This window comes from Selenomonas sp. oral taxon 137 str. F0430, from assembly GCF_000183625.1.
Classification (GTDB): domain Bacteria; phylum Bacillota; class Negativicutes; order Selenomonadales; family Selenomonadaceae; genus Centipeda; species Centipeda artemidis.
Genome location: NZ_AENV01000015.1, coordinates 18,024 through 41,250 on the forward strand (window position 1 = coordinate 18,024; position 23,227 = coordinate 41,250).

The following is a 23,227-nucleotide window of genomic DNA, read 5'->3' on the forward strand; positions in this document are numbered from 1 at the left end:
TTTGGAAGGCGTAAGCAGAGCAAGCATAAAACTAAGTGATGCGGCAGCCTGGATGCATAGCGAGGCATGAGGAGAACGCAAAGGAGCCGCAGTTAAGAGCTGCGTCGACTGCAGCATTCAAGGAAATAGCGATGCCGAGCGCCAGGCTCCCGCGTCACGACTTACATAGCCGGATGACCGCATCCTCCAGCAGCTCTTCCCCCGCCTGCCCCGTCTTCATCAGATAGTCCGCATCGGCGAGGACGAGCATTACACTCTCGAGCGTCGATTCACGAAAGCCCTGCGCGCTGCGCCCAAGTTTCTCCCCGATGAAAGGATTCAGCTTCATGGCGGCGCCCAGCCCCCGCAGCGGCGTTCCCCGCGCGAGGAGGCGTTTTGCCTGCCACAGTTGGCGTGTATTGCGCGTAAGGAGCGCGAGGAGAACCGTGAAGTGGACGCCATCCGCCATGCAGCGGGCGAGGAGTGTAAGGGCGCGCGCGCAGTCCCGCGCATTCACCGCGTCCATGAGGGCAAAGACGGAGACCTCCGGCATCTCGGAGAATGCGGCGCGCAGGTCGTCCTCTGTAAATGTTTTCTCGTCCGTGTAGAGCATGAGCTTTTCAAGCTGACGATCGAGGAACTCGAGCGAGACGGTCTGCATCATGCCGGTGATATTGAGGAAGAACGCGCGCGCCCGCGGGTGCATTGCTCGCCCCATCTCTCGCAGGCGCGCATTCAGCCACGGCTCGATCGTCCACGGGCGCAGCGCCTCGCTCTCAAGGATGCGCCCCGATTTTTCGACCGCCTTGTAAATTTTCTTCCGCTTGTCAGGCTTTGCGTGCAGTGTAAAGACAGCGTAAGTGCTCAGTGGAAGATCCGCGAGGAGTTCGCACAGTGCGTCCGCATTCGTATCCTTCTGCGCAGGAGCATCGGACTCCTCCGCCGCCTCCTTTTTCTTCCCGCCGCCAAAGAGCGATGCACCGTGAACGAGCACAACGTTTTTTTCGGTAAAGAATGGAATTGTCTCGAGCGACTCGGCGAGCGCGGGCATCGGCGGCATTTCCTCATAGCGGACGAGTGCATCCGCACGTTCGCTTTCATCAGGAAGCAGCCGGCGCAGGATCGCCTCCTCCGCGCGCACGATATAGTACGGCTCCTCGCCCGCGAGGAGAAACACATGCGGCAGCTCGCCGCGGGCGAGCGACGCCATAAAATCCGCGTAGTTCATCGGTAGCGCGCCATCTCCGCGCGCACGGTTGTCTCCTCTGTATGCCCCGAGTAGAGTACCGTATCGGGCGGCAGTGTAAAGACCTGCGACGCGATGCTCTCCCAGAGCGTGCGCGTATCGCCGCCCGGGAAGTCCGTGCGGCCAACGCTCGCATAGAAGATAGTATCCCCCACGAACGCAGCGCCGTCCCGCGCGCTGTAAAAAATGCAGGAATCCGTCGTATGCCCTGGTGAGTAGCGCACCTCGAGCGTCATCGTGGGATTCGCCGCGAGCGTGATGATCTCCCGGTCGGCGAACGTCTTCACGTCCGAGAGCGTCACGGGCGCGCCGCCCCATATGGAGAGGTTCCACCGCGGATCGCCCGCATAGCGCGCACTGTCTTCGGCAGCATAGACAGGGCAAAGGATGTGCCGCCGGAATGCCTCCACGCCGCCGATGTGATCAAAATGACAGTGCGTTAAGAGCAGTTTTTCAATCGTCCAGCCCTTCGCCTCGGCATAGGCAGCGAGCCGATCGCCCTCCGCGCCCGCATCAATCAAAAATCCGTGTTTCGTCTCGTCGTCGATGTAAAAGAACGAGTTGGTCTCGATCATATCGCCGACGGTGATGCACTCGATCATCGCAGTCTCCTTTATTTCGTCCATTCGTAGGCAAGGCGCGGCGACCGGTCACGCACATAGATCGTGCCGCAGAGGATAAATCCGCTGCCCTCAAGACAGCGCTGCATCGGCAGGTTATCCTCGTGTGTGTCCGCGCGCAGATGGTCGTATCTCTCGCGGGCGAACGTGAGGATGTCGCGAAAGACGCCGCGCTCCGTACCGTCGCTCGCCGCGCGGTGAATCGTCGCATAGGGAGAACCGTCCCGCCACGCGCCGCCCTCGATATATGCATAGGTGGGATCCTCGCCCGGGATCAGTGCGAAGGCGGCATGGATACGCGCATCCGCATTTTCGCATACATAGAGCACGCCGCGCGCCATATCCGCCTGTACGATCTCCCCAGACGGATAGCCGTCCGTCCACTGCACTGTATTGCCCGCCGCGCGCATAAAGGCGCGTGCCGCCTCATAGATGCGCAGAATGTCCCGGGTGTCCCGATCCGCTGCCCGCCGTATCGTCATATACGTCTCCCCCGCCTTTTTGTTTTCTATTTTACACGAGGATGCACGATTTGGGAAGAAGAAGTATTGACCAAAGTCATTGGACAGCTTATAATTTTTATAGAGAAAAAGAACGCAGGGTTGAAGAAAGCCGGGGGATGCTATGAGCTCCTATCGAATGAAGTCGTGGGAAGAACTGACCATTTGCGACGACTATATGTTCAAGCTGATTATGAGCCGCAAACGCATCTGCAGGAAGGTGCTCGAGCGCATTCTGCACATTGAGATCAGCGACATTCACTACCTCGAAGCGGAAAAGCCAATGAAGCCGAGTTACCGGAGCAAAGGTGTCCGTCTCGACGCCTATGTGCGGGATGACGCGCATACAGTCTACAACATCGAGATGCAGGTTCGCCGGCTCGAGGGCGACGGTCTTGCCAAGAGGACGCGTTACTACCAGTCGATGATCGATGCGGATCTTCTCGCTGCGGGCGCAGATTATGATGAGCTCAACCAAACGATCATCATTTTTATCTGCCCGTTTGATCCCTTTGGCAGGGATCGCTGTATTTACACATTTGAAAATCTCTGCAGAGAAGATACGTCTCTTTTGCTGCGGGACGGCGCGCAGAAGATTTTCCTCAATACGAAGGGTACGGCAGGCGATGTCAGCGAGGCGCTCAAGGCATTTCTTGGGTATGTGGACGGAGTACTGAGCAGCGACGCGCTCGTACAGGAAATTGAAGATGAGATTCGAAAAGTGAAAACGGAAGAAGGAGAGAGGGTGGAGTATATGACATTTGCCATGAAGATGAGAGACGAGTGGAAAGCCGGTGTGTCCGAGGGCCGTATGGAGGGGCGCCGGGAAGGGCGTAAAGAGGGGCGCAAGGAGGGCATAAAAGAAGGCCGCCAGGAGGGCATAAAGGAAGGCGCACAACGAGATCGGGCGGCGAGTCTCCGTTCTCTTATTACAAAACTGAATGTTTCTGCTGAGCAGGCAATGGATCTTCTTGAAGTCCCGGCTGATGAGCGTCCGATTTATCGGGAACTCCTCGAAGGAGTACGCTGACTGATCTGCGTTCCAAAAATCAACGACAACGAAAACAGCCCCGCTGTCTCTGCGAAAAATCGCATCAATACAGCGGGGCTGTTTTCCTGTATTTATTTTATTGCGTTCGTTGATTTCATCAGCGATCCTTCATAATGCAGCGTCGCAAAATAATCGTCCAGTGTCTGCGCGCGGCGGATGAGCTCGACCGTACCGTCCTCATGTAGAAGAAGCTCGGCGCAGTGGAGCTTGCCGTTGTAGTTGAACCCCATCGCGCTGCCGTGCGCGCCTGTGTCGTGGATGACAACGATGTCGCCGATGTCGATCTGCGGCAATGCACGGTCAACGGCGAATTTATCGTTGTTCTCGCAGAGTGATCCGGTGACGTCATAGACATGATCCGCCGGAGCGTGCTCCTTGCCGAGCACGGTGATATGATGATACGCGCCGTAGAGCGCGGGGCGCATGAGGTTCGCCATGCAGGAATCCAGCCCGACATACTTCTTATAGGTATTTTTCTTATGCAGTACCGTCGAGACAAGCCAGCCCGCATCCCCCGTAACGGCGCGCCCGCTCTCCGTACGGATGGCGACGTCGCCGAGTTCCGCAGGACGCATGATTTCATGATAAAGCCGCTCAATGCCCGCGCCGACCGCTGCGAAATCTACGGGATCTTCCTCCGGACGGTACGGGATGCCGAAGCCGCCGCCGAGGTTGACGAACTCAACGTGAATACCGAGTTTTTCCTTCAGCTCTACGGCGAGCTCGAACATGATGCGTGCCGTGAGGAGGAACGCCTCCGTGCGCAGCTCGGCAGAGATGACCATCGTGTGCAGTCCGAACCGCCGCACGCCCATCTCGCGCGCCCGCGCATATCCCTCAAGCATCTGCGCGTGGGTCAGTCCGTATTTTGCCTCCACGGGTTTTCCGATAATATCGTTGCCCTCTATCGTATCCCCTGGGTTGTAGCGGAACGAGAGCACCTCTGGCAGTCCCGCGTGCTTCGCCATATAATCGAGGTGCGTGATGTCGTCGAGGTTGATGACGGCGCCGAGTTCGATCGACTTTTGGAACTCGTCGAACGGCGTGTCGTTCGACGTGAGCATGATCTCTTCGCCCGTAACGCCCGCCGCCTCCGAGATCAGGAGCTCGGCGATGCTGCTGCAGTCCGTCCCCGCGCCCTCCTCGTGGAGAAGCTGTACGATGCGCGGATTCGGCAGCGCCTTTACGGCGAAATGCTCGCGAAATCCGGGCGCCCACGCGAACGCCTCGCGCAGACGGCGGCAGTTCGCGCGGATTTTCCCCTCGTCGTAGATGTGAAACGGCGTCGGGAATTGCTTGATGAGTTCTATCGTCCGCTCCTTCGTCAGCGGAAAAACCTTCTCGTTCATATTGTCCCCCCAAAGTAAAGATGTCCCATTATAGCAACGCGGGCAGAGGGTGTCAAATTGTATACCTTGACGAACGGCGCGCCCTCCCCTATAATGAGGGCTATCTTTTTATATGATAATGAGAACTGTCAAAGGAGGGTTCCGCATGAAGTTCGGAGGAAAGGCGCTGCGCCTTACGGCGGTATTCGCCTGCACGGCGCTGCTCGGCACGGCTCTTGCAGGCTGCGGAGATAACGGGGCGTCGTCGGATGAGATCAAGATCGGCGCGAATTTTGAGATGACGGGCAATACGGCGAATTACGGCATCTCGACGCTCGAGGGGCTGAAGCTCGCGATTAAGGAAGCGAACGATGCGGGCGGCATCAATGGGAAGAAGATCGTCCTCGTCGAGGCGGACAACAAGTCCGAGGCGGCGGAGTCCGTGAACGCGGCGACGAAACTCATCTCCGACGACCATGTCCGCGCGATTGTGGGTCCCGCGACGACGGCGAACGTCATCGCCGAGTCTCAGGTCGCTTCAGACAACAAAGTGCCCGTCATCGCGCCGGACGCGACGGCGGTGGACGTGACGGTCGAGAACGGCACGGTGAAGCCGTGGATTTTCCGCAGCTGCTTCATCGATCCGCAGCAGGGCGACGTCATGGCGAAGTTCGCGCTCGACACGCTGAAGGCAAAGACGGCGGTCATCTACCTCGACAATTCGACGGATTACTCCAAGAGCCTCGCGCAGGTCTTTGAGAAGGTCTTTACGGCAGGCGGCGGGCAAGTCGTCATGACCGAAGCCTTCCTCGCAAAGGATCAGGATTTCAAGGCGACGCTGACCCGTCTGCGCGGCGCGAATGCCGACGTGATCTTCGTTCCCGCGTACTACGAGGAGGTCGGCAAGATCGTCAAGCAGGCGCGCGAGATCGGCATCTCCGCCCCCATCATCGGCACGGACGGCTGGGACGATGCAAAGGTCGCGGAGCTCGCGGGCGCGGCGGCGCTGAACGGCACGTATTTCAGCACGCATTACTCGGATAAGGACGAGTCGGTACGCCCCTTCATCGACGCCTATCAGAAGGAATACGGACACGCCCCGAATGTCTTTGCCGCGCTCGGCTACGACGCGGGCAAACTCCTCGTCGACGCGCTGAAGCGCGCGGGTTCGGACGATCCCGAGGCGCTCCGCAAGGCAATCGAGGAGACGAAGAATCTCACGGTCGGCACCGGCACGATCACGATGGATGCCGAGCACAACCCGATCAAGCAGGCGGTCATCCTCGAAAATAAGGACGGCGACCGCACGGTCGTGGCGAAGATTATGCCGAGCATGTGATTCGTCGATACGAATAGTGTCAGAGAGCCGCAAATACGCGGCTCTTTTTCATCAATAACACAGCCCACAGGAGGCGGTTCTATGGAGTTCATGCAGCAGATTCTCCAACAGCTCATCAACGGAATCTCGCTCGGCAGCATCTACGCGCTCATCGCGCTCGGATATACGATGATCTACGGCATCATCAAGCTCATCAATTTCGCGCACGGCGACATCTACATGGTCGGCGCGTACCTCGGGTTCTACGCCGTCACGCTCGGCATCCCCGTCGTGCCGGCGATCCTGATCTCCATGGCGGTGACCTCCCTGCTCGGCATCGCGGTCGAGCGGTTCGCCTACCGCCCGCTGCGCCATGCACCGCGCATCTCGGTGCTCATCACGGCGATCGGCGTATCGTTCCTCCTGGAGTACGTCATGATGGCGCTCGTCTCGCCGACGCCGCGCACGTTCCCCGCGACGATCAGCGACGTCTCGTGGACATTTGAAGGCCTCGTCATCAGCGGGCAGCAGCTCCTCATCATGGGCGTGACCTTCGTGCTCATGGTCATCCTCACCTATATCGTGCGCGCGACGAAGATCGGCAAGGCGATGCGAGCCGCGTCCTACGACACCGAGGCAGCGCAGCTCATGGGCATCAACGCCGACCGCATCATCTCCATCACGTTCGCCATCGGCTCGGCGCTCGCGGCGGTTGCGGGCGTCCTCATCGGCATCTACTACAACTCCATCGATCCGCTGATGGGTCTCATGCCGGGCATCAAGGCGTTTGTCGCGGCGGTCTTCGGCGGCATCGGCATCCTGCCGGGCGCGGTCGTCGGCGGCATCGTGCTCGGTATCGTGGAGGCGTTCATCTCGGGATTCGGCTTCTCGATGTTCCGCGACGCCGCCGCATTTGCGATCCTCATCCTCGTCCTGCTCCTAAAACCTGCGGGCATCTTCGGCAAAAATATCAAGGAAAAGGTGTAAGGAGGTGTCCGCATGAAGATACTTGCAAACAACGATCTCAAGATGCTCCTCTTTGCCCTCGCCGTCTACGGCGTCATCATGGGGCTGACGGGCGCAGGCGTGCTCAGCGCGTTCTGGCAGCTCAACCTCATCTTTGCCGGGCTCAACATCATGCTCGCGGCGAGCCTGAACCTCATCAACGGCTATACGGGGCAGTTCTCGCTCGGACACGCGGGGTTCATGGCGATCGGCGCGTACGTCGGCGTCATCCTGACGACGAATTTTCACCTCCCCTTCATCGTCGCGCTCCTCGCGGGCGGCGCGGCGGCAGGACTGCTCGGCGCGCTCATCGGACTGCCGACCCTGCGCCTGCGCGGCGACTACCTCGCGATCGCGACCCTCGGGCTCGGCGAGATCGTCCGCATCTTCATCATCAACGTGCCGTATGTCGGCGGCGCGGCGGGCTTTAAGGGCATCCCCCACCTGACGAACTTCACATGGGTGTTCTTCATCATGCTCGCCACCCTTTTCATCATCAAAAATTTCGTAAACTCCCGCCACGGGCGCGCCTGTCTCGCCATCCGTGAGAACGAGATCGCCGCCGAAGCGATGGGCATCAACACGACGCGGTACAAGGTGCTCGCCTTTACCATCGGCGCGGCGTTCGCCGGCGTCGCGGGCGTCCTCTTCGGACACAATATGTACATCCTCAGCCCCGCATCGTTCACCTTCATGCAGTCGTTCAACATCCTCATCATGGTCGTCATGGGCGGGCTCGGCTCGATGACCGGCTCGATCGCGGGCGCGCTCGTCGTGACCTTCCTCTCCGCGGCGCTCGCGAGCTTCCCGAACGCGCGCATGATCGTCTACGCACTCGCGCTCATCCTCATGATGTTCTACCGCCCGCAGGGGCTCTTCGGCTACGTTGAGGTCACGGCGATGCGTCCGCTGAATCGATTCTTCAGGAAAGGGGGCGAGGCATGATGGCACAGAATCTGCTCAAGGCGACGGACATCTCCATGGTATTCGGCGGGCTGTCCGCCGTCTCCGACCTGAACCTCTACATCCGCGAGGGCGAACTGCTCGGACTCATCGGGCCGAACGGCGCGGGCAAGACCACGGCGTTCAACCTCTTCACGGGCGTCTACCGCCCCACGACGGGCGAGATCACCCTGCGCGGCAAGAGCATCGTAGGGCTTGCGCCGTACGAAATCACGGCACGCGGCATCGCGCGCACATTCCAGAACATCCGCCTCTTCGGCGAGCTCTCCGTCCTCGACAATGTGAAAATCGCATACCACAGCCACATGAACTACGGTCTCCTCGAAGCGATGCTGCGCGTCGGGCGTTACCGCGCCGAGGAGCAAAAACTCGAAGAGGAGGCCATGCGTCTCCTTGAGATTTTTCACCTCGCGGACAGCGCGGCGGAAAAGGCGAAGAACCTCCCCTACGGCGCGCAGCGGCGGCTAGAAATCGCGCGGGCGCTTGCCGCACAGCCCGCGCTCCTGCTCCTCGACGAGCCGGCGGCGGGCATGAACCCGCAGGAGACGCAGGAGCTCATGGAGATGATCCGGTGGGTGCGGCGCGCGTTCGGCATCACGATCCTCCTCATCGAGCACGACATGTCGCTCGTCATGGGCATCTGCGAGCGCATCTATGTGCTCGAATACGGCACGGTCATCGCGACGGGCACACCCGCGGAGATTCGGTCGAATCCCGAGGTCATCCGCGCGTATCTCGGGGCGGAGGAATAATCATGACAAACGAACAGAAAACAAATGCCCCCATGCTGAGCGTCACGGATCTCCACGTCTACTACGGCGCGATCCACGCGCTGAAGGGACTGTCCCTGACTGTCAGCAAAGGCGAAATCGTCACTCTCATCGGCGCGAACGGCGCCGGGAAATCCACGACCCTGCGCACGATCTCGGGACTGATCGCGCCGCGCGGCGGCGACATCGTGTTCGAGGGCAGCTCCATCGCGGGGAACAAGGCGCATGAGATCGTCCGCCGCGGCATCTCGCAGGTGCCCGAGGGTCGGCGCATCTTCGCCGACATGACCGTCATGGAGAACCTTGAGCTCGGTGCGTTCACACGCAGCGACGCGGACGGCATCGCCGCCGACATGGAGACGGTTTTCGGCAGATTTCCGCGCCTGAAGGAACGCCGTACGCAGCTCGCGGGCACGCTCTCGGGCGGCGAGCAGCAGATGCTCGCGATGGGGCGCGCCCTCATGAGCCGCCCGCGCCTGCTCCTCCTCGACGAGCCGTCGATGGGGCTTGCACCGCTGCTCATCAAGGAGATTTTCTCCATCATCGTCGACATCAACGCCGCCGGAACGACCGTCCTCCTCGTCGAGCAGAACGCGAACATGGCGCTCTCCATCGCGCACCGCGCCTACGTCCTCGAAACGGGACGAATCACCCTCGCGGGAGACGCGAAAGACCTTGCGGCGAGCGAGGACGTGCGCAAGGCGTATTTGGGCGGATAATGCGCCGTATTTTCAATTAGTAAAGAAGGAAAAGCCGCCGTAAACCTCGAATATTAGAAAAAGGACGTTACCACACGCATGGGTAAGGAGGGCGTTTATGTTTGTTGAAAACTGTATGACGAAGAATCCCGTGACCATCGCGCCGGACGCGGGGCTCGGCGAAGCTGCAAAAGTCATGGAGAAGGGCGGGTTCCGCCGTCTGCCCGTCGTGGAGCACGGTCGGCTCGTCGGGTTCTTCACGAACCGCGACCTCCTGCGCGCCTCCCCATCGGCGGCAACGACGCTCGACCGCTTCGAGGAGCGCACCCTGCTCTCTAAGATCAAGGTCGCAGACGTCATGCAGAAAAACGTCGTCACGGTCACGGATACCATGACTATTGAGGAGGCGGCGCTGATCCTGTCGCGCGAGAAGATCGGCGGTATGCCCGTCCTCTCGTCCGCGGGCAAACTCGTCGGCATCATCTCCTCCACGGACATCTTCAAGGCGTTCGTCGCCGTCATGGGACTCGATACCGGCAAGACGCGCCTGACGATCCACGTCGCCGACCGCAAGGGCGTCCTGCGCGATATTTCGACCGTCCTCGCCGAGATGGACATCAGCATCGACAGCATGGTCACGATGCCGCAGCCGGACGGCACCTACGAGATCATCATCCGCGCCGACATCCCGAACGTCGACACCGTGAAAGAGCGGCTTTTCGCCAAGGGATTCCGCGTGACGAATGTGACACAGTTGGGATGAGCTTTATTCTTGAAACGATACCCGGGATTGCCGACGGCACTCCCGGATTTTTATTTGATGGAGCAACCTTGCCCTTGGATAGAGACACATTGGTTTTTACAAGAATGAAAATTTCTTTTCCTGCGCCGCATCCTAATAAAACGAATAACGGTTTGTATTCACCGCCCTCCGATAACCTTTCCATCCGGTCCGATGAGAATCACGAGTGCCGTCGGAAAATCTGAAAGGAGTGCACGCCCCTTTTCAGGTCCCAGTACAAAAATTGCCGTAGACAGCATATCTGAGAGTATGCCGGCATGTCCTTCCCATGCCGGACTGTCAGTTGAGAGCGGCAGAATCACCGTCACAGAGGCGAGTCCCGTATCCGCCGGATAGCCCGTGCGCGGATCGATCAGATGATGGTAGCGCTTCCCCTCGTACATGAAACAGCGTTCGTCATCCCCCGATGCCGAAAGAACCTCGTTTGAAAGCGGCATCACGAGCAGCATATCCACAGACGACGTGCCGCGTGGATTGCGAATTCCTACCTGCCACGGCTCCCCCTCGGAATTCGTCCCAATTCCGAGCATCGAGCTTGCCCCAAGATCTGCGAGTGCTCCCTTCAGGTGCGCCCCATCCCAGTGCTCCAAGATCTCATCAAGCGCATATCCCTTGATCAGCCCTCCGCGGTCGATTTGCATCCCCGGTTTCATCAGGCGCCCCTCATAGATCGGCACGCCATCCATATTTCCCTCACGCAATTCGAGATACTGATAGCCCACATGTGTACGCGCCTCCCTGATCTCTGCCTCCGTCGGCGGCTCTCCGCGCGTACGTGCCTCCGACCACAACGTAGTCAGTGTCCCCATGGTCACATCAAACGCGCCGTCCGACCGCCGTGAAATCGCCTGCGCAAGGGAAAGCATCTCATAAAGCTCCGCGGGAATCTTCGTCCACTCCCCTGATCCTGCGGCGGCTTCCATCTCAAGTATCGCAGTGCGATCCGGATTCGTATCCATATCCGAAAGCAGGTCGTATGCCTCTTCCACCGCCATGCGCGCCGCTTTCTCCGTACCGCGCGCCTGAATACGTGCCACCGTCCCAAGCACGAGATGCGTATCCTCCGCCGTTGTCTCTTTCGAATCCTTTTCCGTCAGGCACCCCGTGAACAAAATACTTGCCGCAGCCATGAGCACTGCGGCGCAAAATACCCGCTTGGCAGGAATCCCGCAATGTGCGGCGAATCTAAAAAGCATGTGACGTTCCTTTCATAATCATCGTGCGGCCATTTACAAATTTTTAGTGCAAAAGGAGGAGGCGATCCATGCCGCAGCGTACCAGACTTTATGAAGTACTCCGCTTCGTCCTCGTCGGCGGTGCGTGTTTTCTCCTCGACTACGGACTCCTCTACGTTCTCACGGCGCATCTGGGTGTCTACTACCTCGTCTCCGCCGGGATCTCCTTCACCGTCTCCGTCTTTCTCAACTATTGGCTGTGCCTCGTCTGCGTCTTTCGCGGCGCAGCTGCGCAGACACGCCGCGCAAAGATGCTCTTTTTCGGCTCGAGTATCGCGGGGCTCGGACTGAATCAGCTGCTCATGTGGTCTCTTGTCGATCTCCTGCACATCCATTATATGATTGCAAAACTCATAGCGGCGGGTATTGTCATGCTATGGAATTACGTCCTCAAACGCCGCGCCGTCCTCGGTAAAACCTAAAATACCCATGCAGTCGTTCCGGCAATACGGGAACCCGCATATCGGAATACATTTTTTTCAGAGCGTTTTCCCTTACCGCATTGTAACAGTTCCCCCGACCTCTATGCAAGTTTTTCACGAAATACGGCTATTCCCGCTCTAAATACGCGTAATTTCTCATGTTTTCAATAGATTTTTTCATGTATATAAAAGTTTTTTCAAATATTTAAGCGTCTCTGCAATAACGAATATCTTTATTACTGCGTATTTTACACACAAAAGTATCGCATCCACCTACACGTTGTCACTCACCTTTCCTCTAAATAGGCGGTATTATCTATCATAACAGAATATATCAATAAAACGGCATAAACGGAATATTGTATAATAGATAAAATTGTCTTGCTATTTCTCATGATTTGCGTTACACTAATGGCAAAGAAAGGGACGTCTCATTGATGCAGGTGCGTGAGCGTTTTAACGTATACCTGCCAAAGGAAGTGAATATCATGTTTTTAGAGGAACGCCAAGAGCTCATCGTCCGTATGGTGGAACGTGACGGAAAGGTCAAGGTCAAAGAGCTCAGTGCAAAGTTTAAGGTCACCGAGGACTGTATCCGCAAAGATCTGGGTTCGCTGGAGCGGCAAGGGCGTCTGAAACGTACATACGGCGGCGCCGTTAAGCTGACGCAGAGCGTCCACATGATCGAAGTGAGCCGTCACCGCCACATGGATGTGGACGCAAAACGCCGCATCGCACAGGCGGCAGTCTCACTCATCCAGGACAAGGACATGGTCTTCCTCGACATATCGACGAGTAACCTCGCGCTTGCAGAACTTCTTATGAAGAGCGACCGCGATCTCACCGTCGTGACGAATATGGTCGACGTGCTCGGCGTGCTCGCACGCAACCCGCGCATCGATCTCATCTTCGCCGGAGGACAGATCAACCGCGGACGTGACGGATTCTGGGGCGGTATGACCCAGGAGTTCATCAAGCGTCTGAAACCCGACATCGCCTTTGTCGGCGCCGTCGGCGTCGATGTCAAGGCCAACAGCGTCTCCACCTACGACATTGACGACGGACTGAACAAAGCTGCGATTATCGCGCACAGCAAACGTGCCTATGTCGTCGCCGAGGCGCGCAAGCTTTCGACGGACGGCAACTACGACTTCACAAGCCTCGACGCGCTCGCCGGTCTCATCACCGATACCGAGCCGTCGCCCGATATTCGCGCTGCCGCCGCAGAGCTCGGCGTGGATATCGTTCTTCCCTAGATTTTCCTTTGCTCTATAAACAAAGCCGCTTCCCGGTCGGGAGGCGGCTTTGTTGTGTGTTATTCATAAAATATCCCGGTTGGGGTGGGATAATAACGCAAAAGGAGGAACAGGGATGATCGATTGGAAAGCGCCGCTCAGGGAATGCCGCATCTGCCCGCGCGCCTGCGGCATCGACCGCACGGCGGGAAAGCGCGGGTTCTGCGGGGCGGGCGCCCTCGTACGCGTTGCCCGTACGATGCTCCACCGCTGGGAGGAGCCGTGTCTCATCGGCGCGCACGGTGCAGGCGCCGTATTCTTCTCCCACTGCACGCTTCGCTGTGTTTACTGTCAAAATCACGAAATCAGCCGCGGTGAGCGCGGCGATCTCCTCAGCGTAGAGGAACTTGCCGCACGCTTCCTCGAACTCGAATCGCAGGGGGCGGCGACACTCGATCTCGTGACACCGACGCACTACACGCCGCAGATCGTCGCGGCGCTCGAGCTCGCACGCGCCGCCGGGTTCACCCGCCCCGTTGTCTGGAACACGAGCGGCTATGAAACTGTAGAGACGATCGCCCTCCTCAAGGGGCATGTCGACATCTACCTCCCCGATCTCAAATACGATACCGAGGAGAGCGCACGCCGCTGCTCCGCTGCCCCGGGCTATGCTGCCGCCGCATACGCCGCCCTCGCCGCCATGGTCGCACAGGTCGGCGCCGTTCAATTCGCACCCAATGGACGTCTGCTCTCGGGCGTGCTCGTCCGCCATCTCGTTCTCCCGGGACACCGCCGTGAGAGTATCGCCATCGTGCGCCGCCTATGGGAGACTTTCGGCGACACGATCCAGCTCAGCCTCATGCGTCAGTATACGCCGACCTACCGCGCCGCAGAGTTCCCCCCGCTCCATAGAAAACTCACGACGTTCGAATACGAATCCGTCGTCGATGCGGCGCGCGATCTCGGCATGACGCGCGTCTATGTGCAGGACGCCGCAGCCGTCGGCACACATTATGTACCGGATTTCTAAAGAACATGCCACCTAACGAACATCCCTTAACGGAAAAGCCGCCCGCCGGCGTTTGATATATCAACGCACGGCAAGCGGCTCTTTTGATGCAGTTTTACGGACTCGTTATCAGCCCTCTTCAACCTCGATCAGGGCGTATTTCCCATCGTTGCGGCTGTAGACCACGTTGACCTCGTTCGTCTCCGCATTGCGGAATACGAAGAAATGATGATTGAGCAGATTCATCTGCATGATGGCTTCCTGCACATCCATCGGCTGGAGTGCAAAGCTCTTGCGCTTGACGACCGGATAGATGTCGTCCTCCTCGGAAACGGGCGCCGCGAACGTCTCCACTGCCTCCGCCTTGAACCCGCCGTGACGGAACCTGCGCTCGAGCTTCGTCTTTTGCTTGCGAATCTGGCGCTCAAGTTTCTCGATGACAAGATCGATCGAGCTGTACATATCCTCCGAATGCTCCTCACCGCGCAGCAGGACGCCGCGGACGATGGGGGCAGTCACTTCTACCTTGTGATGTTTCCCCTCGACGGAGAGCAGGACCGAAATCTCGCCCACGTTTTCGAAATACTTCGTGATCTTGCCGACGCGCTTTTCCACATAGTCGCGCAGTGCGGGCGTAACCTCGACATTTTTTCCCCGAATCGTGAATGCAGCCATGAAACACAGCCCCTTTCTATCCACAGGGAGCGTTCTTCTTTACACCGCTCCCCCTTATACCTTATTAGTTCGACACGGATGTGAAATCCCCTGCCGAGTTCCCTAAATTCTGATTGTTTTGTAATTCATTGAGATGCTATATTTATGCAAATGAAAAAGCCCGCTGTGTAAGCCGGGCTTTTCGAAAAGATGCTGTTATTCTTTTTTAACGACGTTGTCCGCCTGCGGACCGCGCGCCCCCTCGACGATGTCGAACTCAACTTCCTGTCCTTCGCTGAGCGTCTTGTACCCTTCCCCTTGAATAGAGGAAAAATGCACAAATACGTCGTCGCCGTCATCGCGGGAGATAAATCCATACCCTTTATCCGCGCTGAACCATTTCACTTTGCCTGTCATAGCACCGGCGCTCCTTTCCTTGATCAGTCTTGCCTATGCGATAGGTTTACCCTGTTGCGACACATAAGCTAACCTTTATTATAAGATTCACTTAAGCCGCTGTCAATGGCATATCTGAAAGGAAAAGAAAAAGATGATTCGTACAGTTTAAGTACGGTCAAAGGAGTCGAAATCACGGCAAAAGACCGGGAAAATATCGCTCCATACGCGCTCTCCGGTCACGCTCGAGTTCTTCGCGCCGCGCAAAGAGATCACGGTAAGCAGCTGTATATTCCTCAACATGATGTGCGATGAGGCGATACGCCGCGACATAGCGATATGCGTTCTCCGCCAAGCGGATGCGCAGTTCATCGTTTGTAATCAGCAGCGTCAACTTCTCTGCGAAGTCCCGTACGTCATGATAGATCAGCCCTGTCTCTCCGTCGCGCACGGTGCGCTCGTAAACGGTTGGCGAGGCGAGCACCGCAGCGCCGTGTCCCGCAGCCTCGATGAACTTGAGATCCGATTTTGCACGGTTGAATACCGTATCGCCGAGCGGGAGGAGGGCGATGTCGGCGCGATGCAGCGCCGCCGTATAGTCCGTGTAGGAGGCGACGGGACTGCCGTCTTTTCCCCATACGAATTCTTTATGCGGCGTTTGAAGCGCGTCGTAGAAAGCATGATCTCCCGTCACGAGAAAGGAGAGCCGCGCCCCATGTGCGCGCATCACCTCATTCAGAGCACCCATGAGCGGCGCCCAATCCGCCCCGCGATTCAGCGCGCCGAAGAATACGGTCACACGCGCCGCGCCGCGCGCATAGCGCCGGTGCGGCGGTAGATCGGCAAGCTGATTCTCCAGCAAGATCACATGCGGATTTAGTTCACGCAGGACATCCGCGAGCGGGGGCGTCGAGGTCTGCACGGCGGAGACCACACGAAAGGAAAAATAATTCGTCTCCTCAAGGTCCCGTACCACCGACGGATGATCGTCCATCTCGTGCAGGAGCAGATTCCCACGCATGACGGTTGCACCAAAAAGGCCTGCTAATCCGGGATCAGGAAAATAAAGCTGCCGCTCGATCAGAACGATGCTGTTTTCCGCTTGGCCGAGCGCCGCAAGCGGCAGACGATCGTCGGTCTCCTCGGTGCAGCCGTGCAGCGTGACCGCCCCTACGGCCTGCATTGCCTGAAGCGGTGTATCGAGGCGCACATGTGCACAGACATCAATCCGATTGAGCAGGACAACGGGAATGGGAGGATCGCATAGATTATCCCGTCCCACAGTGCCGGAATATGCTCCGCCGCCGAGGTTTATGCTTTGAGCAGGCGGAGTAATAAAAAATCCGTGTGCTTCATCTCCGACGCCATGCGAATCGCTCGGTCGTTATCCCCCATATCGTGCAGGAGCACCGCCATGTTCTTAATGGTCTCGTCACAGCCGGGATCCAGACGCAGCGATTCCGTCAATAAAATCTGTGCGCTCTCGTAGTCGCCCTCAACATATGCGGCGCCCGCGAACGCATTCAGCGTGCATACCTTGTCCCGCGGGCGGATGTTCTCGCCGAGGATTTTGGCGGCTGTCTGTGCGGCGCTCCCTGCAAGAGCTTTCTCGGACGGCACGGCGACTGATTTCGATGCGGGAACGGCGACGTCCTTTGTGGGCGGTACGGCTACGCCCTTCGGCGCGGGGACCGCGGGTTTCTTGACCGCCGACGGCGCGGGGACGCCGACGGGTGCTGATGCAAGTCCAAAGAACGCGGCGAGCTGCGGATAGTTCTCACGCACCTCGGCGGGGGCGAGACGCGCCTCGAGCCCCGCATAGCGGTCAATCTCCGCACGCTGCGCACCGCTCAGCGCATTCCCGTGCGATGCGAGCAGATTCTCATAGATTTTGAACGCGTCCTGCGTGCGTTTTTCCTTAAGACAGATGCGTCCGAGCAGGATGCGCACGTCCACGTTCGCGGGATCGCGCGTCAACGTCGTCGTCACCCAGTCCGCCGCGCGCGCCGTATCGCCCGCCTCAAAATACGCGCGCGCAATATCGCCGAAGCATTCCTCGGGCGCAGTTCCCGCCGCCGCCATATCCGCGAACGCGTTGATCGCGTCGGCATACGCCTTCTTCTCCATATAGCCGCGAATGCGTGCCGCGTTACTCTCCTGTGTCATAGCCGTCGTTCCTTTCCCTTTCCGGTTTCTTGCTTCACTGCGGCGCAGACGCTTCTCTCGCGTGCGCTCCGCATGGTTTTTCTTACGCTTCTTCATTGAGATAGTTCTCCCATATCGTCTCGTATGCCGCCTCCATATCCCGTACATACTGTGCGCCGTCCATCAGGGGAGAGGCGCGCATCATCCGCTGCACCGCACCGTGGAGTGCCGCGAGGAGTTCGCCGTCCCGCGCGAGCAGCGCCGCCCGTTCGACATAGGCGTCCGCCGTATCCGCAACGAGTTCACCGAGTCCCGCATTGTACAGGATGCTCGTGCCGAACCGCGCACCGTGGCGCGTCCCTGCGCGCGTAACAACGGGCAGTCCCATCAGGAGGGCTTCGCATGTCGTTCCGCCGCCCTGATAGGGATATGTGTCGAGAATGATGTCGACATCGAGATAGTCCCTCAAATAATCACGCGTGCCGGAGCGCACGTCGATCCGCCGGAGGTCGATGTCGGCACGTGCAGCGCGAGCACGCATCAGCTCCGGCGCCGCCGCGTCGGCATTCACATTCTTGAGCACGAGCCGCGCCTCCGGCACCGCGTGCAGAATCTCCGCCCACAGGCGGAGCGTGTCGTCCGTAATTTTGGAGAAATTGTTAAAACTCCCAAAGACGACGGGCATATGCGGTCTGCGCACGATATTTTCGTACGGGGCAAACCGCTCCGGCGGCGTGAAGCAGAGGTGCGTATGCGGCAGCCGAAGGATCTTTTCGAAAAAAAGTTCCTCCATCCCCGGCGGGTCGCAGACGGGATCGCCGAGCACATAGTCGATCGCGGGCACGCCCGTCGTATCGAAATAGCCGATGCCCGTGATCTGCACGGGCGCGGGCTTATACGCCGCGATGCGCAGGGTTCGCCCGCCCGCCGTATGACCCGCGAGGTCAAAGAGGATGTCGATCTCATCCGCATGAATCGCCGCCGCAGCCGCAGTCTCCGGCATCCCCGCAAGATTGCGGTATCCGTCCACCATGCCCGCAATCCAGTCCGTCACATCGTCGTCCGCACCTCCGGCGCTGTAGATGCGTACGTCAAAGCCCGTCCGGTCATATCCCGAAAAGAGCGGGACGGCGAAGTTCAGCACCACATGCTCGGAAAGCGAGGGCGAGAGATAGCCGATGCGGATTTTCGCCCGCCGCCGCTTCTCATGAGAGAACTGCGGCACATCACCAAAGATGCGTCCCCACGCGCCGTGTTCCTCCCGCAGGAATGCATCGGAGACATCCGCCGCATAGTGGAGTGTCATCAGATAATTGCTGAGGAGCTCGACGCGCACAGCGTGCGGCGCGCCCTCAATGTTCCAAGAGGCGCGCAGATGCGGCAGCGCAGCATCGAGTTCCCCCAGCATATGAAGCAAATGCCCTTCCATCGCATGATACTGCCACCGACGCGATTCCGGGAACAGATGCGCCTCGTTCATCCGCCATAGGCGCGCGTGCGCCGCCGCAAAACGCTGCGCCGCGAGATCTTTTTGCACGCGGGAAAAAGCGGCGTCAAACTTCTCCATGCGCTGCTCGGTACCGCGCCCAGATGTCACGATAGCATCCCTCCATTTCGCGGATATAGCCGACCTGATCCATCACGGGAGAGTTCTTCATCCGATCCCGCAGCTCCCTATGCAGGGCATCGAGGAGATCAACATTCTCTGCGAGCATCACAGCTGTCTCCACATAATCCGAAAGGGTCTCCGAGGCAAGATCGCTAAGTCCAATATTGGCGAGTAGACTATAGGTGAAGCGTGTACTGTGCCGCTCTGTATAATAGGAGACGACCGGGACGCCCATATAGAGCGCATCGCACGTCGTCCCGCCGCCCGGCCACGGGAACGTATCGAGCGCGATGTCCACATCGAGATACCGCAGCATATAGTCCCGCGTCGCCCGCTCGAACTGCACGCGGCTCATATCGAGCCCGACCCGCTTCATCCGCTCGTGCGCCGCTCTTACCACGCCTTTCTTCTCATAGGCGGAATTTTTAAGCAGCAGCCGCGCCGTCGGCAGCCGGCGCAGAATCTCTGCCCACACACGGAGCATCTCATCGGTCATCTTTAGATATTGATTGAACGAAGCGAATTGAACGTATCCGCACCGCCGAGCAGGTGCTCCCTCGGACACCGGGAGCTGTGTATATCCATTATAGCAGAATTGACTCGTCAGGCGCAGTAATTTTTCAACAAAATATACGTCGCCGACACTCCCCGGTGGATCGCAGTACCGATCCGTGACAAAGTAGTCGACGGCGGAAAGCCCCGTCGTCGCCATATAACCGAGTCCCGAGAGCTGCACGGGTGCAGGCTTCCACGCAAGTGCAGGCAGGCCGCTGCGCGCCGTATGTCCCGCGAGATCAAAGAGGATATCCACCTCATCCGCATAGATCCGAGCGGCGATCTTCTCCGGCGCATTCGCCTGCTTTGAAACATCTCGCCATGCGGTGACAAGTGTCTTGAAGAACTCCGTATACTGATCCGTCCTGCCAAGACTATAGCAATAGACCTCAAAATCGTCGCGGTCAAATCCCGCGAGAAACGGCCAGATGAAATACTGCATGACGTGCTCGCGGAAATCACCCGAAATATATCCGATGCGAATTTTATCCTTTTTTCGCCGTCCCTCGTGCGTATAAGGGCGAACATCCGCGAACAGCCGCTCGTACGCCAAACTGCGCCGATAGACCTCCGCCGGAGATACGTCGACGGCATTCGCCATCAAAAGAGCCCCGGAGTGATAGGAGCGGCGCATCAGCGGATCAGAGACACACGAAGCATATTTCATGGCATACTGCATAGCGACAGTAGCGCCGAGGACAGTCTGCGCATGAGCCGCACAGACTTTGATCAGAGTTTCATACACCTCGGGCGTCGCCGGCAGCCGCCCTTCCTCAATCACGGCAATCCCCTCCCGGGCGCGCCGCACCGTGTCCGCCGCAGATCCCTCGGCAGATACCCCCGATACGGACAAATAGAGACGCGCGCCTTCTCTTTCCCGTTCAATGCCTTCTGCGGAAAGCGCCCATCTTCCCGCGCGCTCCCGCTGATTCAAAAAATAATACGCCCATGCAATCGACATGCGCTGCGCCGGCAGAAGCGCCCCGCAGCCGTCGAGAATATGCCCCTCTCGCAGTACCCGCGTCCAGTCCTTTGCCGCCTCCGCACGCGCAAGCGCCGCCGTATGTTCCTCCGCGCGCATCGATTCCTCCACGCCGAAGAGCACACGGTCATAGGCGCGCTCCATCGTAAACATATAAGCGGAGGCCTCGGAAACCGGACTGTCGAGCAAATTCCACCGCAGCGTTTCGTGCAAATACGAGAGCCGCTCCACATCGTGCAGCAGCGACGCGGCACACGCCGCTAGTTCTGCGGTGTCCGGCGCAATCTCCAGCCCAAGCCCCGCCGCACGGAGAATACCGGCGGCATACCTTCCAACAAAGGCATCCGCCGTAAGGATCGGCACGGAATATTCCACGGTGCGGCAAATTTTCATAGGATCGGCATTGACACCAATCGCAATGTCAAGCTCCTCATCGGCGACCTCATCTACGAGAATCAGCTCCGCGGTATCCGTGCCTATCTCTGAAATGCGCGCAACATCCGCATCTGTCAGCACGCTGCCGATCGACACCGGCAAAATCAGCCGTATGCGGGGAATGCGCGCGAGCAGTGCGCAGAGGAGCGTGACGATCTCTTCCCGCCGCCCCTCATCCGCCCTGCCGATCAAGCCGATCGACGGTGCAGTGCCGTCGAGCAGCGGCGTGCGATATGCATACGAATCCCGCCGCTCAATCGGCGTATAGCAGAGCGGTACAAAATCTGTCTCTCCATCCACAGGGGGCAGTGTCTCCGCCCCCTCCGCAGGGCATTGCTCTGCGAGTGAGAGGAGCCGGCGTGCGGGATACCGGACAAAAACATCTCGAATGAAGGCAGACGATGCATCAAAAGAAAGGTCAACCAGCAGGTCGATCTCATCCCGCCGTATAACCTCTGCCGCCTCCTGCGCCGTACATGCACCGAGTGTACGAAATGCCGCCGCCGACTCTGCAAACAGCGCCGTATCGCCCCCCGTCCCCGTATGATAGGCATAGACCTCAAAACGCAGCGGATTCGCCGCCGCAAAAAACGCAGGCAGAAAATCCCGTTCTGCGCCGCCGCCAAAAGAATCGGAAAGATACCCGACGCGTATTTTCTTCTCCGTGTCACGCCGATGCCCGACAGATGCTCCACGATGCTTCTTCGCCCTTTTCTTCATCATACGGTCCTTTCCGATCCCACTGCTGCAAAACGCCGATAGGCGTCCTCCAAAGCGCGCATATATCCCTTTTGATCCATCAGGGGCGAGCGCTCCATCATCCCGCGCAGACCTCTATGCAGGTCGTCAAGCGTATCGAGATCGCCCGCAAGTGCGGCGGCGAGAGCGATATAGTCCTCCGTGCCCATTGCCGCAAGCTCTGCGAGCCCGATGTGCGAGAGGAGCGCGCAGCCAAAGCGCGTACTGCGCCGCGCCGCATAGCGCGTCACCATAGGGACACCCATATAGAGTGCATCGCAGGTCGTCCCCCCGCCCGGCCACGGGAACGTATCGAGTGCGATGTCAACATCGAGATAACGGCGCATATACCCCGTATCCGCAGGTTCGAGGAGGACACGCCCGAGGTCAAATCCGAGGCGGCGCAGACGCTCTTCTGCCGCCGCCCGCATCTCCCCGGCAAAGAACACCTGCGATTTCAGCAGGAGACGCGACGCCGGCACACGCTCCAAGATCTCCCGCCAAACGGAAAGCATCTCGTCCGTGAACTTCCGGTACTGATTGAACACGCCGAATACGATATATCCGCGCCGCCGTGCGGGTGTTTCCCGCGACACAGGCAAATGCGCGGGCGGAACGTAGCAGAACTGACTCGGCAGACGCACGAGTTCTTCGGTAAAATAACGCTCATGCCCTGCACCCGGCGGGTCGCAGACGGCATCCGTCAAGAACGCATCTACCTCATGCAGCCCCGACGTCGCCGTATAGCCGAGCCCCAGCATCTGCACCGGCGCGGGGCGGCGTGCAAGCACGGGCAGCGCGCCGCCCGCAGCATGTCCCGCGAGATCGACCAGCACATCGATCTCATCCGCACGAATGCGCGCCGCTGTCTCCCCGGGAGACACCTCCCCGACATCCCGCCACACGTCCGCATAGGGGCGCAGCGCCGCCGTCACATCGTCCGGCTCCGCCGCCGTGCTGTAGACATAAACCTCAAACCGGGCGCGGTCATACGCCGTGAGGAGCGGCTGAATAAAATTCTGCATGACGTTCCGGCGAAAATCCGGCGAAATGTAGCCGACGCGGATCTTCTCGTGCCGATACGGCGCAGGAAATGTGTACCGCTTCACATCCGCAAAGAGCTCACCATAGGCACAATGCGCCGCAAACAGCTCCGCTTCATCGACCTCCCGCGCATTCTGCGCGAGCAGGAACGAGCTGTATAGTCCCGCCTCCGCCGGTTCTTCCCTATAGGCGTCATAATAAAATTCCGCCGCCTGCGGATCTCCGATCCGATACGCCACCGCCGCACGCAGGCGCATGTATTCACGGCGCATCTCCGTGCGCCCCGCCGCGAGATAGTCCGCCGTTTCCCGCATCGCACGCGGCAGATCGCCCATCCGCTCCACCGCATAGGTATGCAGATAGCGGATCATATCGTCCCCCGTACCCTCCCGCATCGCGCGCTCCGTCATCCTGCGCGCCTCGGCATAGCTCTCCGACGAAAGCGCGTCAAACACGCGATCTCTCAGCGCCGCATCCGTCCTACTCAT

22 protein-coding genes are annotated in these 23,227 nt (G+C 58.9%); 10 read left to right on the forward strand and 12 right to left on the reverse strand.

What is annotated here, in order from left to right; genetic code table 11:
* Window positions 1-154: 154 nt before the first annotated feature.
* From holA to HMPREF9162_RS10360, 3 genes are read right to left on the reverse strand one after another with little or no spacing between them, the layout of a single operon-like run.
* On the reverse strand, window positions 155-1,207 hold the full coding sequence (gene holA / locus HMPREF9162_RS10350) for a DNA polymerase III subunit delta (protein WP_009439544.1): 1,053 nt from the start codon (window positions 1,205-1,207) through the stop codon (window positions 155-157).
* Window positions 1,204-1,827 (reverse strand): MBL fold metallo-hydrolase, encoded by a 624-nt coding sequence (locus tag HMPREF9162_RS10355; protein ID WP_009439515.1) that lies wholly within the window; start codon window positions 1,825-1,827, stop codon window positions 1,204-1,206. The genes holA and HMPREF9162_RS10355 overlap by 4 nt, the downstream gene beginning before the upstream one ends.
* Window positions 1,828-1,838: 11 nt before the next feature.
* Window positions 1,839-2,327 (reverse strand): acetyltransferase, encoded by a 489-nt coding sequence (locus tag HMPREF9162_RS10360; protein ID WP_009439363.1) that lies wholly within the window; start codon window positions 2,325-2,327, stop codon window positions 1,839-1,841.
* Window positions 2,328-2,484: 157 nt separating this feature from the next.
* Between HMPREF9162_RS10360 and HMPREF9162_RS10365 the strand changes: the two genes are divergently transcribed.
* Window positions 2,485-3,375, forward strand: coding sequence for an Rpn family recombination-promoting nuclease/putative transposase (locus HMPREF9162_RS10365; RefSeq protein WP_009439518.1), 891 nt, complete (start codon window positions 2,485-2,487; stop codon window positions 3,373-3,375).
* Window positions 3,376-3,467: 92 nt separating this feature from the next.
* Here the strand turns inward: HMPREF9162_RS10365 and HMPREF9162_RS10370 are convergent, their stop codons facing one another.
* Window positions 3,468-4,745 carry a diaminopimelate decarboxylase gene (locus tag HMPREF9162_RS10370; RefSeq protein ID WP_009439423.1) on the reverse strand — a complete coding sequence of 426 codons (1,278 nt, stop codon included), beginning with the start codon at window positions 4,743-4,745 and terminating at the stop codon, window positions 3,468-3,470.
* A 145-nt stretch (window positions 4,746-4,890) separates the two neighbouring features.
* On the opposite strand from HMPREF9162_RS10370, the gene HMPREF9162_RS10375 reads away from it, so the two are divergent.
* The 6 genes from HMPREF9162_RS10375 to HMPREF9162_RS10400 all read left to right on the forward strand — a co-directional run bounded on the left by HMPREF9162_RS10375 (window position 4,891) and on the right by HMPREF9162_RS10400 (window position 10,241).
* Window positions 4,891-6,063 (forward strand): ABC transporter substrate-binding protein, encoded by a 1,173-nt coding sequence (locus HMPREF9162_RS10375; RefSeq protein ID WP_009439379.1) that lies wholly within the window; start codon window positions 4,891-4,893, stop codon window positions 6,061-6,063.
* 81 nt (window positions 6,064-6,144) lie between these two features.
* Window positions 6,145-7,029: a branched-chain amino acid ABC transporter permease gene (locus HMPREF9162_RS10380; RefSeq protein ID WP_009439343.1), complete on the forward strand. Its 885-nt coding sequence runs from the start codon at window positions 6,145-6,147 to the stop codon at window positions 7,027-7,029.
* Window positions 7,030-7,041: 12 nt separating this feature from the next.
* A complete protein-coding gene (locus HMPREF9162_RS10385) occupies window positions 7,042-7,992 on the forward strand; it encodes a branched-chain amino acid ABC transporter permease (protein ID WP_009439546.1) in 951 nt (316 codons plus the stop codon).
* Window positions 7,992-8,762: an ABC transporter ATP-binding protein gene (locus tag HMPREF9162_RS10390; protein ID WP_037350691.1), complete on the forward strand. Its 771-nt coding sequence runs from the start codon at window positions 7,992-7,994 to the stop codon at window positions 8,760-8,762. The genes HMPREF9162_RS10385 and HMPREF9162_RS10390 overlap by 1 nt, the downstream gene beginning before the upstream one ends.
* A gap of 2 nt (window positions 8,763-8,764) precedes the next feature.
* Window positions 8,765-9,499 carry an ABC transporter ATP-binding protein gene (locus tag HMPREF9162_RS10395; protein ID WP_009439514.1) on the forward strand — a complete coding sequence of 245 codons (735 nt, stop codon included), beginning with the start codon at window positions 8,765-8,767 and terminating at the stop codon, window positions 9,497-9,499.
* Window positions 9,500-9,596: 97 nt separating this feature from the next.
* Window positions 9,597-10,241 carry a CBS domain-containing protein gene (locus HMPREF9162_RS10400; protein ID WP_009439286.1) on the forward strand — a complete coding sequence of 215 codons (645 nt, stop codon included), beginning with the start codon at window positions 9,597-9,599 and terminating at the stop codon, window positions 10,239-10,241.
* Between the two features lie 158 nt (window positions 10,242-10,399).
* Here HMPREF9162_RS10400 and HMPREF9162_RS10405 read toward each other — a convergent pair whose 3' ends face one another.
* The gene (locus tag HMPREF9162_RS10405; protein ID WP_009439335.1) at window positions 10,400-11,476 is read right to left on the reverse strand and encodes an FAD:protein FMN transferase; all 1,077 of its coding nucleotides are present in this window, start codon (window positions 11,474-11,476) and stop codon (window positions 10,400-10,402) included.
* Window positions 11,477-11,544: 68 nt separating this feature from the next.
* Here HMPREF9162_RS10405 and HMPREF9162_RS10410 point away from each other — a divergent pair, with 68 nt between their 5' ends.
* The 3 genes from HMPREF9162_RS10410 to HMPREF9162_RS10420 all read left to right on the forward strand — a co-directional run bounded on the left by HMPREF9162_RS10410 (window position 11,545) and on the right by HMPREF9162_RS10420 (window position 14,202).
* Complete coding sequence (locus HMPREF9162_RS10410) at window positions 11,545-11,937, forward strand: GtrA family protein (RefSeq protein WP_009439404.1); 393 nt, start codon at window positions 11,545-11,547, stop codon at window positions 11,935-11,937.
* A gap of 488 nt (window positions 11,938-12,425) precedes the next feature.
* Window positions 12,426-13,193 carry a DeoR/GlpR family DNA-binding transcription regulator gene (locus HMPREF9162_RS10415; RefSeq protein ID WP_026762003.1) on the forward strand — a complete coding sequence of 256 codons (768 nt, stop codon included), beginning with the start codon at window positions 12,426-12,428 and terminating at the stop codon, window positions 13,191-13,193.
* A gap of 115 nt (window positions 13,194-13,308) precedes the next feature.
* Complete coding sequence (locus HMPREF9162_RS10420) at window positions 13,309-14,202, forward strand: radical SAM protein (RefSeq protein ID WP_009439501.1); 894 nt, start codon at window positions 13,309-13,311, stop codon at window positions 14,200-14,202.
* A 108-nt stretch (window positions 14,203-14,310) separates the two neighbouring features.
* Here HMPREF9162_RS10420 and hpf read toward each other — a convergent pair whose 3' ends face one another.
* The 7 genes from hpf to HMPREF9162_RS10455 form a co-directional block, all read right to left on the reverse strand.
* Entirely contained in the window at window positions 14,311-14,856 is a 546-nt protein-coding gene (gene hpf / locus HMPREF9162_RS10425; protein WP_009439370.1) for a ribosome hibernation-promoting factor, HPF/YfiA family, read from the reverse strand.
* 195 nt (window positions 14,857-15,051) lie between these two features.
* Window positions 15,052-15,252, reverse strand: coding sequence for a cold shock domain-containing protein (locus HMPREF9162_RS10430; RefSeq protein WP_009350303.1), 201 nt, complete (start codon window positions 15,250-15,252; stop codon window positions 15,052-15,054).
* A gap of 172 nt (window positions 15,253-15,424) precedes the next feature.
* Entirely contained in the window at window positions 15,425-16,513 is a 1,089-nt protein-coding gene (locus HMPREF9162_RS10435; RefSeq protein ID WP_009439505.1) for a glycosyltransferase, read from the reverse strand.
* Between the two features lie 29 nt (window positions 16,514-16,542).
* Window positions 16,543-17,493 (reverse strand): tetratricopeptide repeat protein, encoded by a 951-nt coding sequence (locus tag HMPREF9162_RS10440; protein WP_009439361.1) that lies wholly within the window; start codon window positions 17,491-17,493, stop codon window positions 16,543-16,545.
* Window positions 17,480-18,973, reverse strand: coding sequence for a hypothetical protein (locus HMPREF9162_RS10445; RefSeq protein ID WP_009439337.1), 1,494 nt, complete (start codon window positions 18,971-18,973; stop codon window positions 17,480-17,482). The genes HMPREF9162_RS10440 and HMPREF9162_RS10445 overlap by 14 nt, the downstream gene beginning before the upstream one ends.
* A complete protein-coding gene (locus HMPREF9162_RS10450) occupies window positions 18,930-21,680 on the reverse strand; it encodes a hypothetical protein (RefSeq protein WP_009439291.1) in 2,751 nt (916 codons plus the stop codon). Before HMPREF9162_RS10450 ends, HMPREF9162_RS10445 begins: the two co-directional genes overlap by 44 nt.
* Window positions 21,677-23,227, reverse strand: a complete 1,551-nt coding sequence (locus HMPREF9162_RS10455; protein WP_009439364.1) for a hypothetical protein — start codon at window positions 23,225-23,227, stop codon at window positions 21,677-21,679. Before HMPREF9162_RS10455 ends, HMPREF9162_RS10450 begins: the two co-directional genes overlap by 4 nt.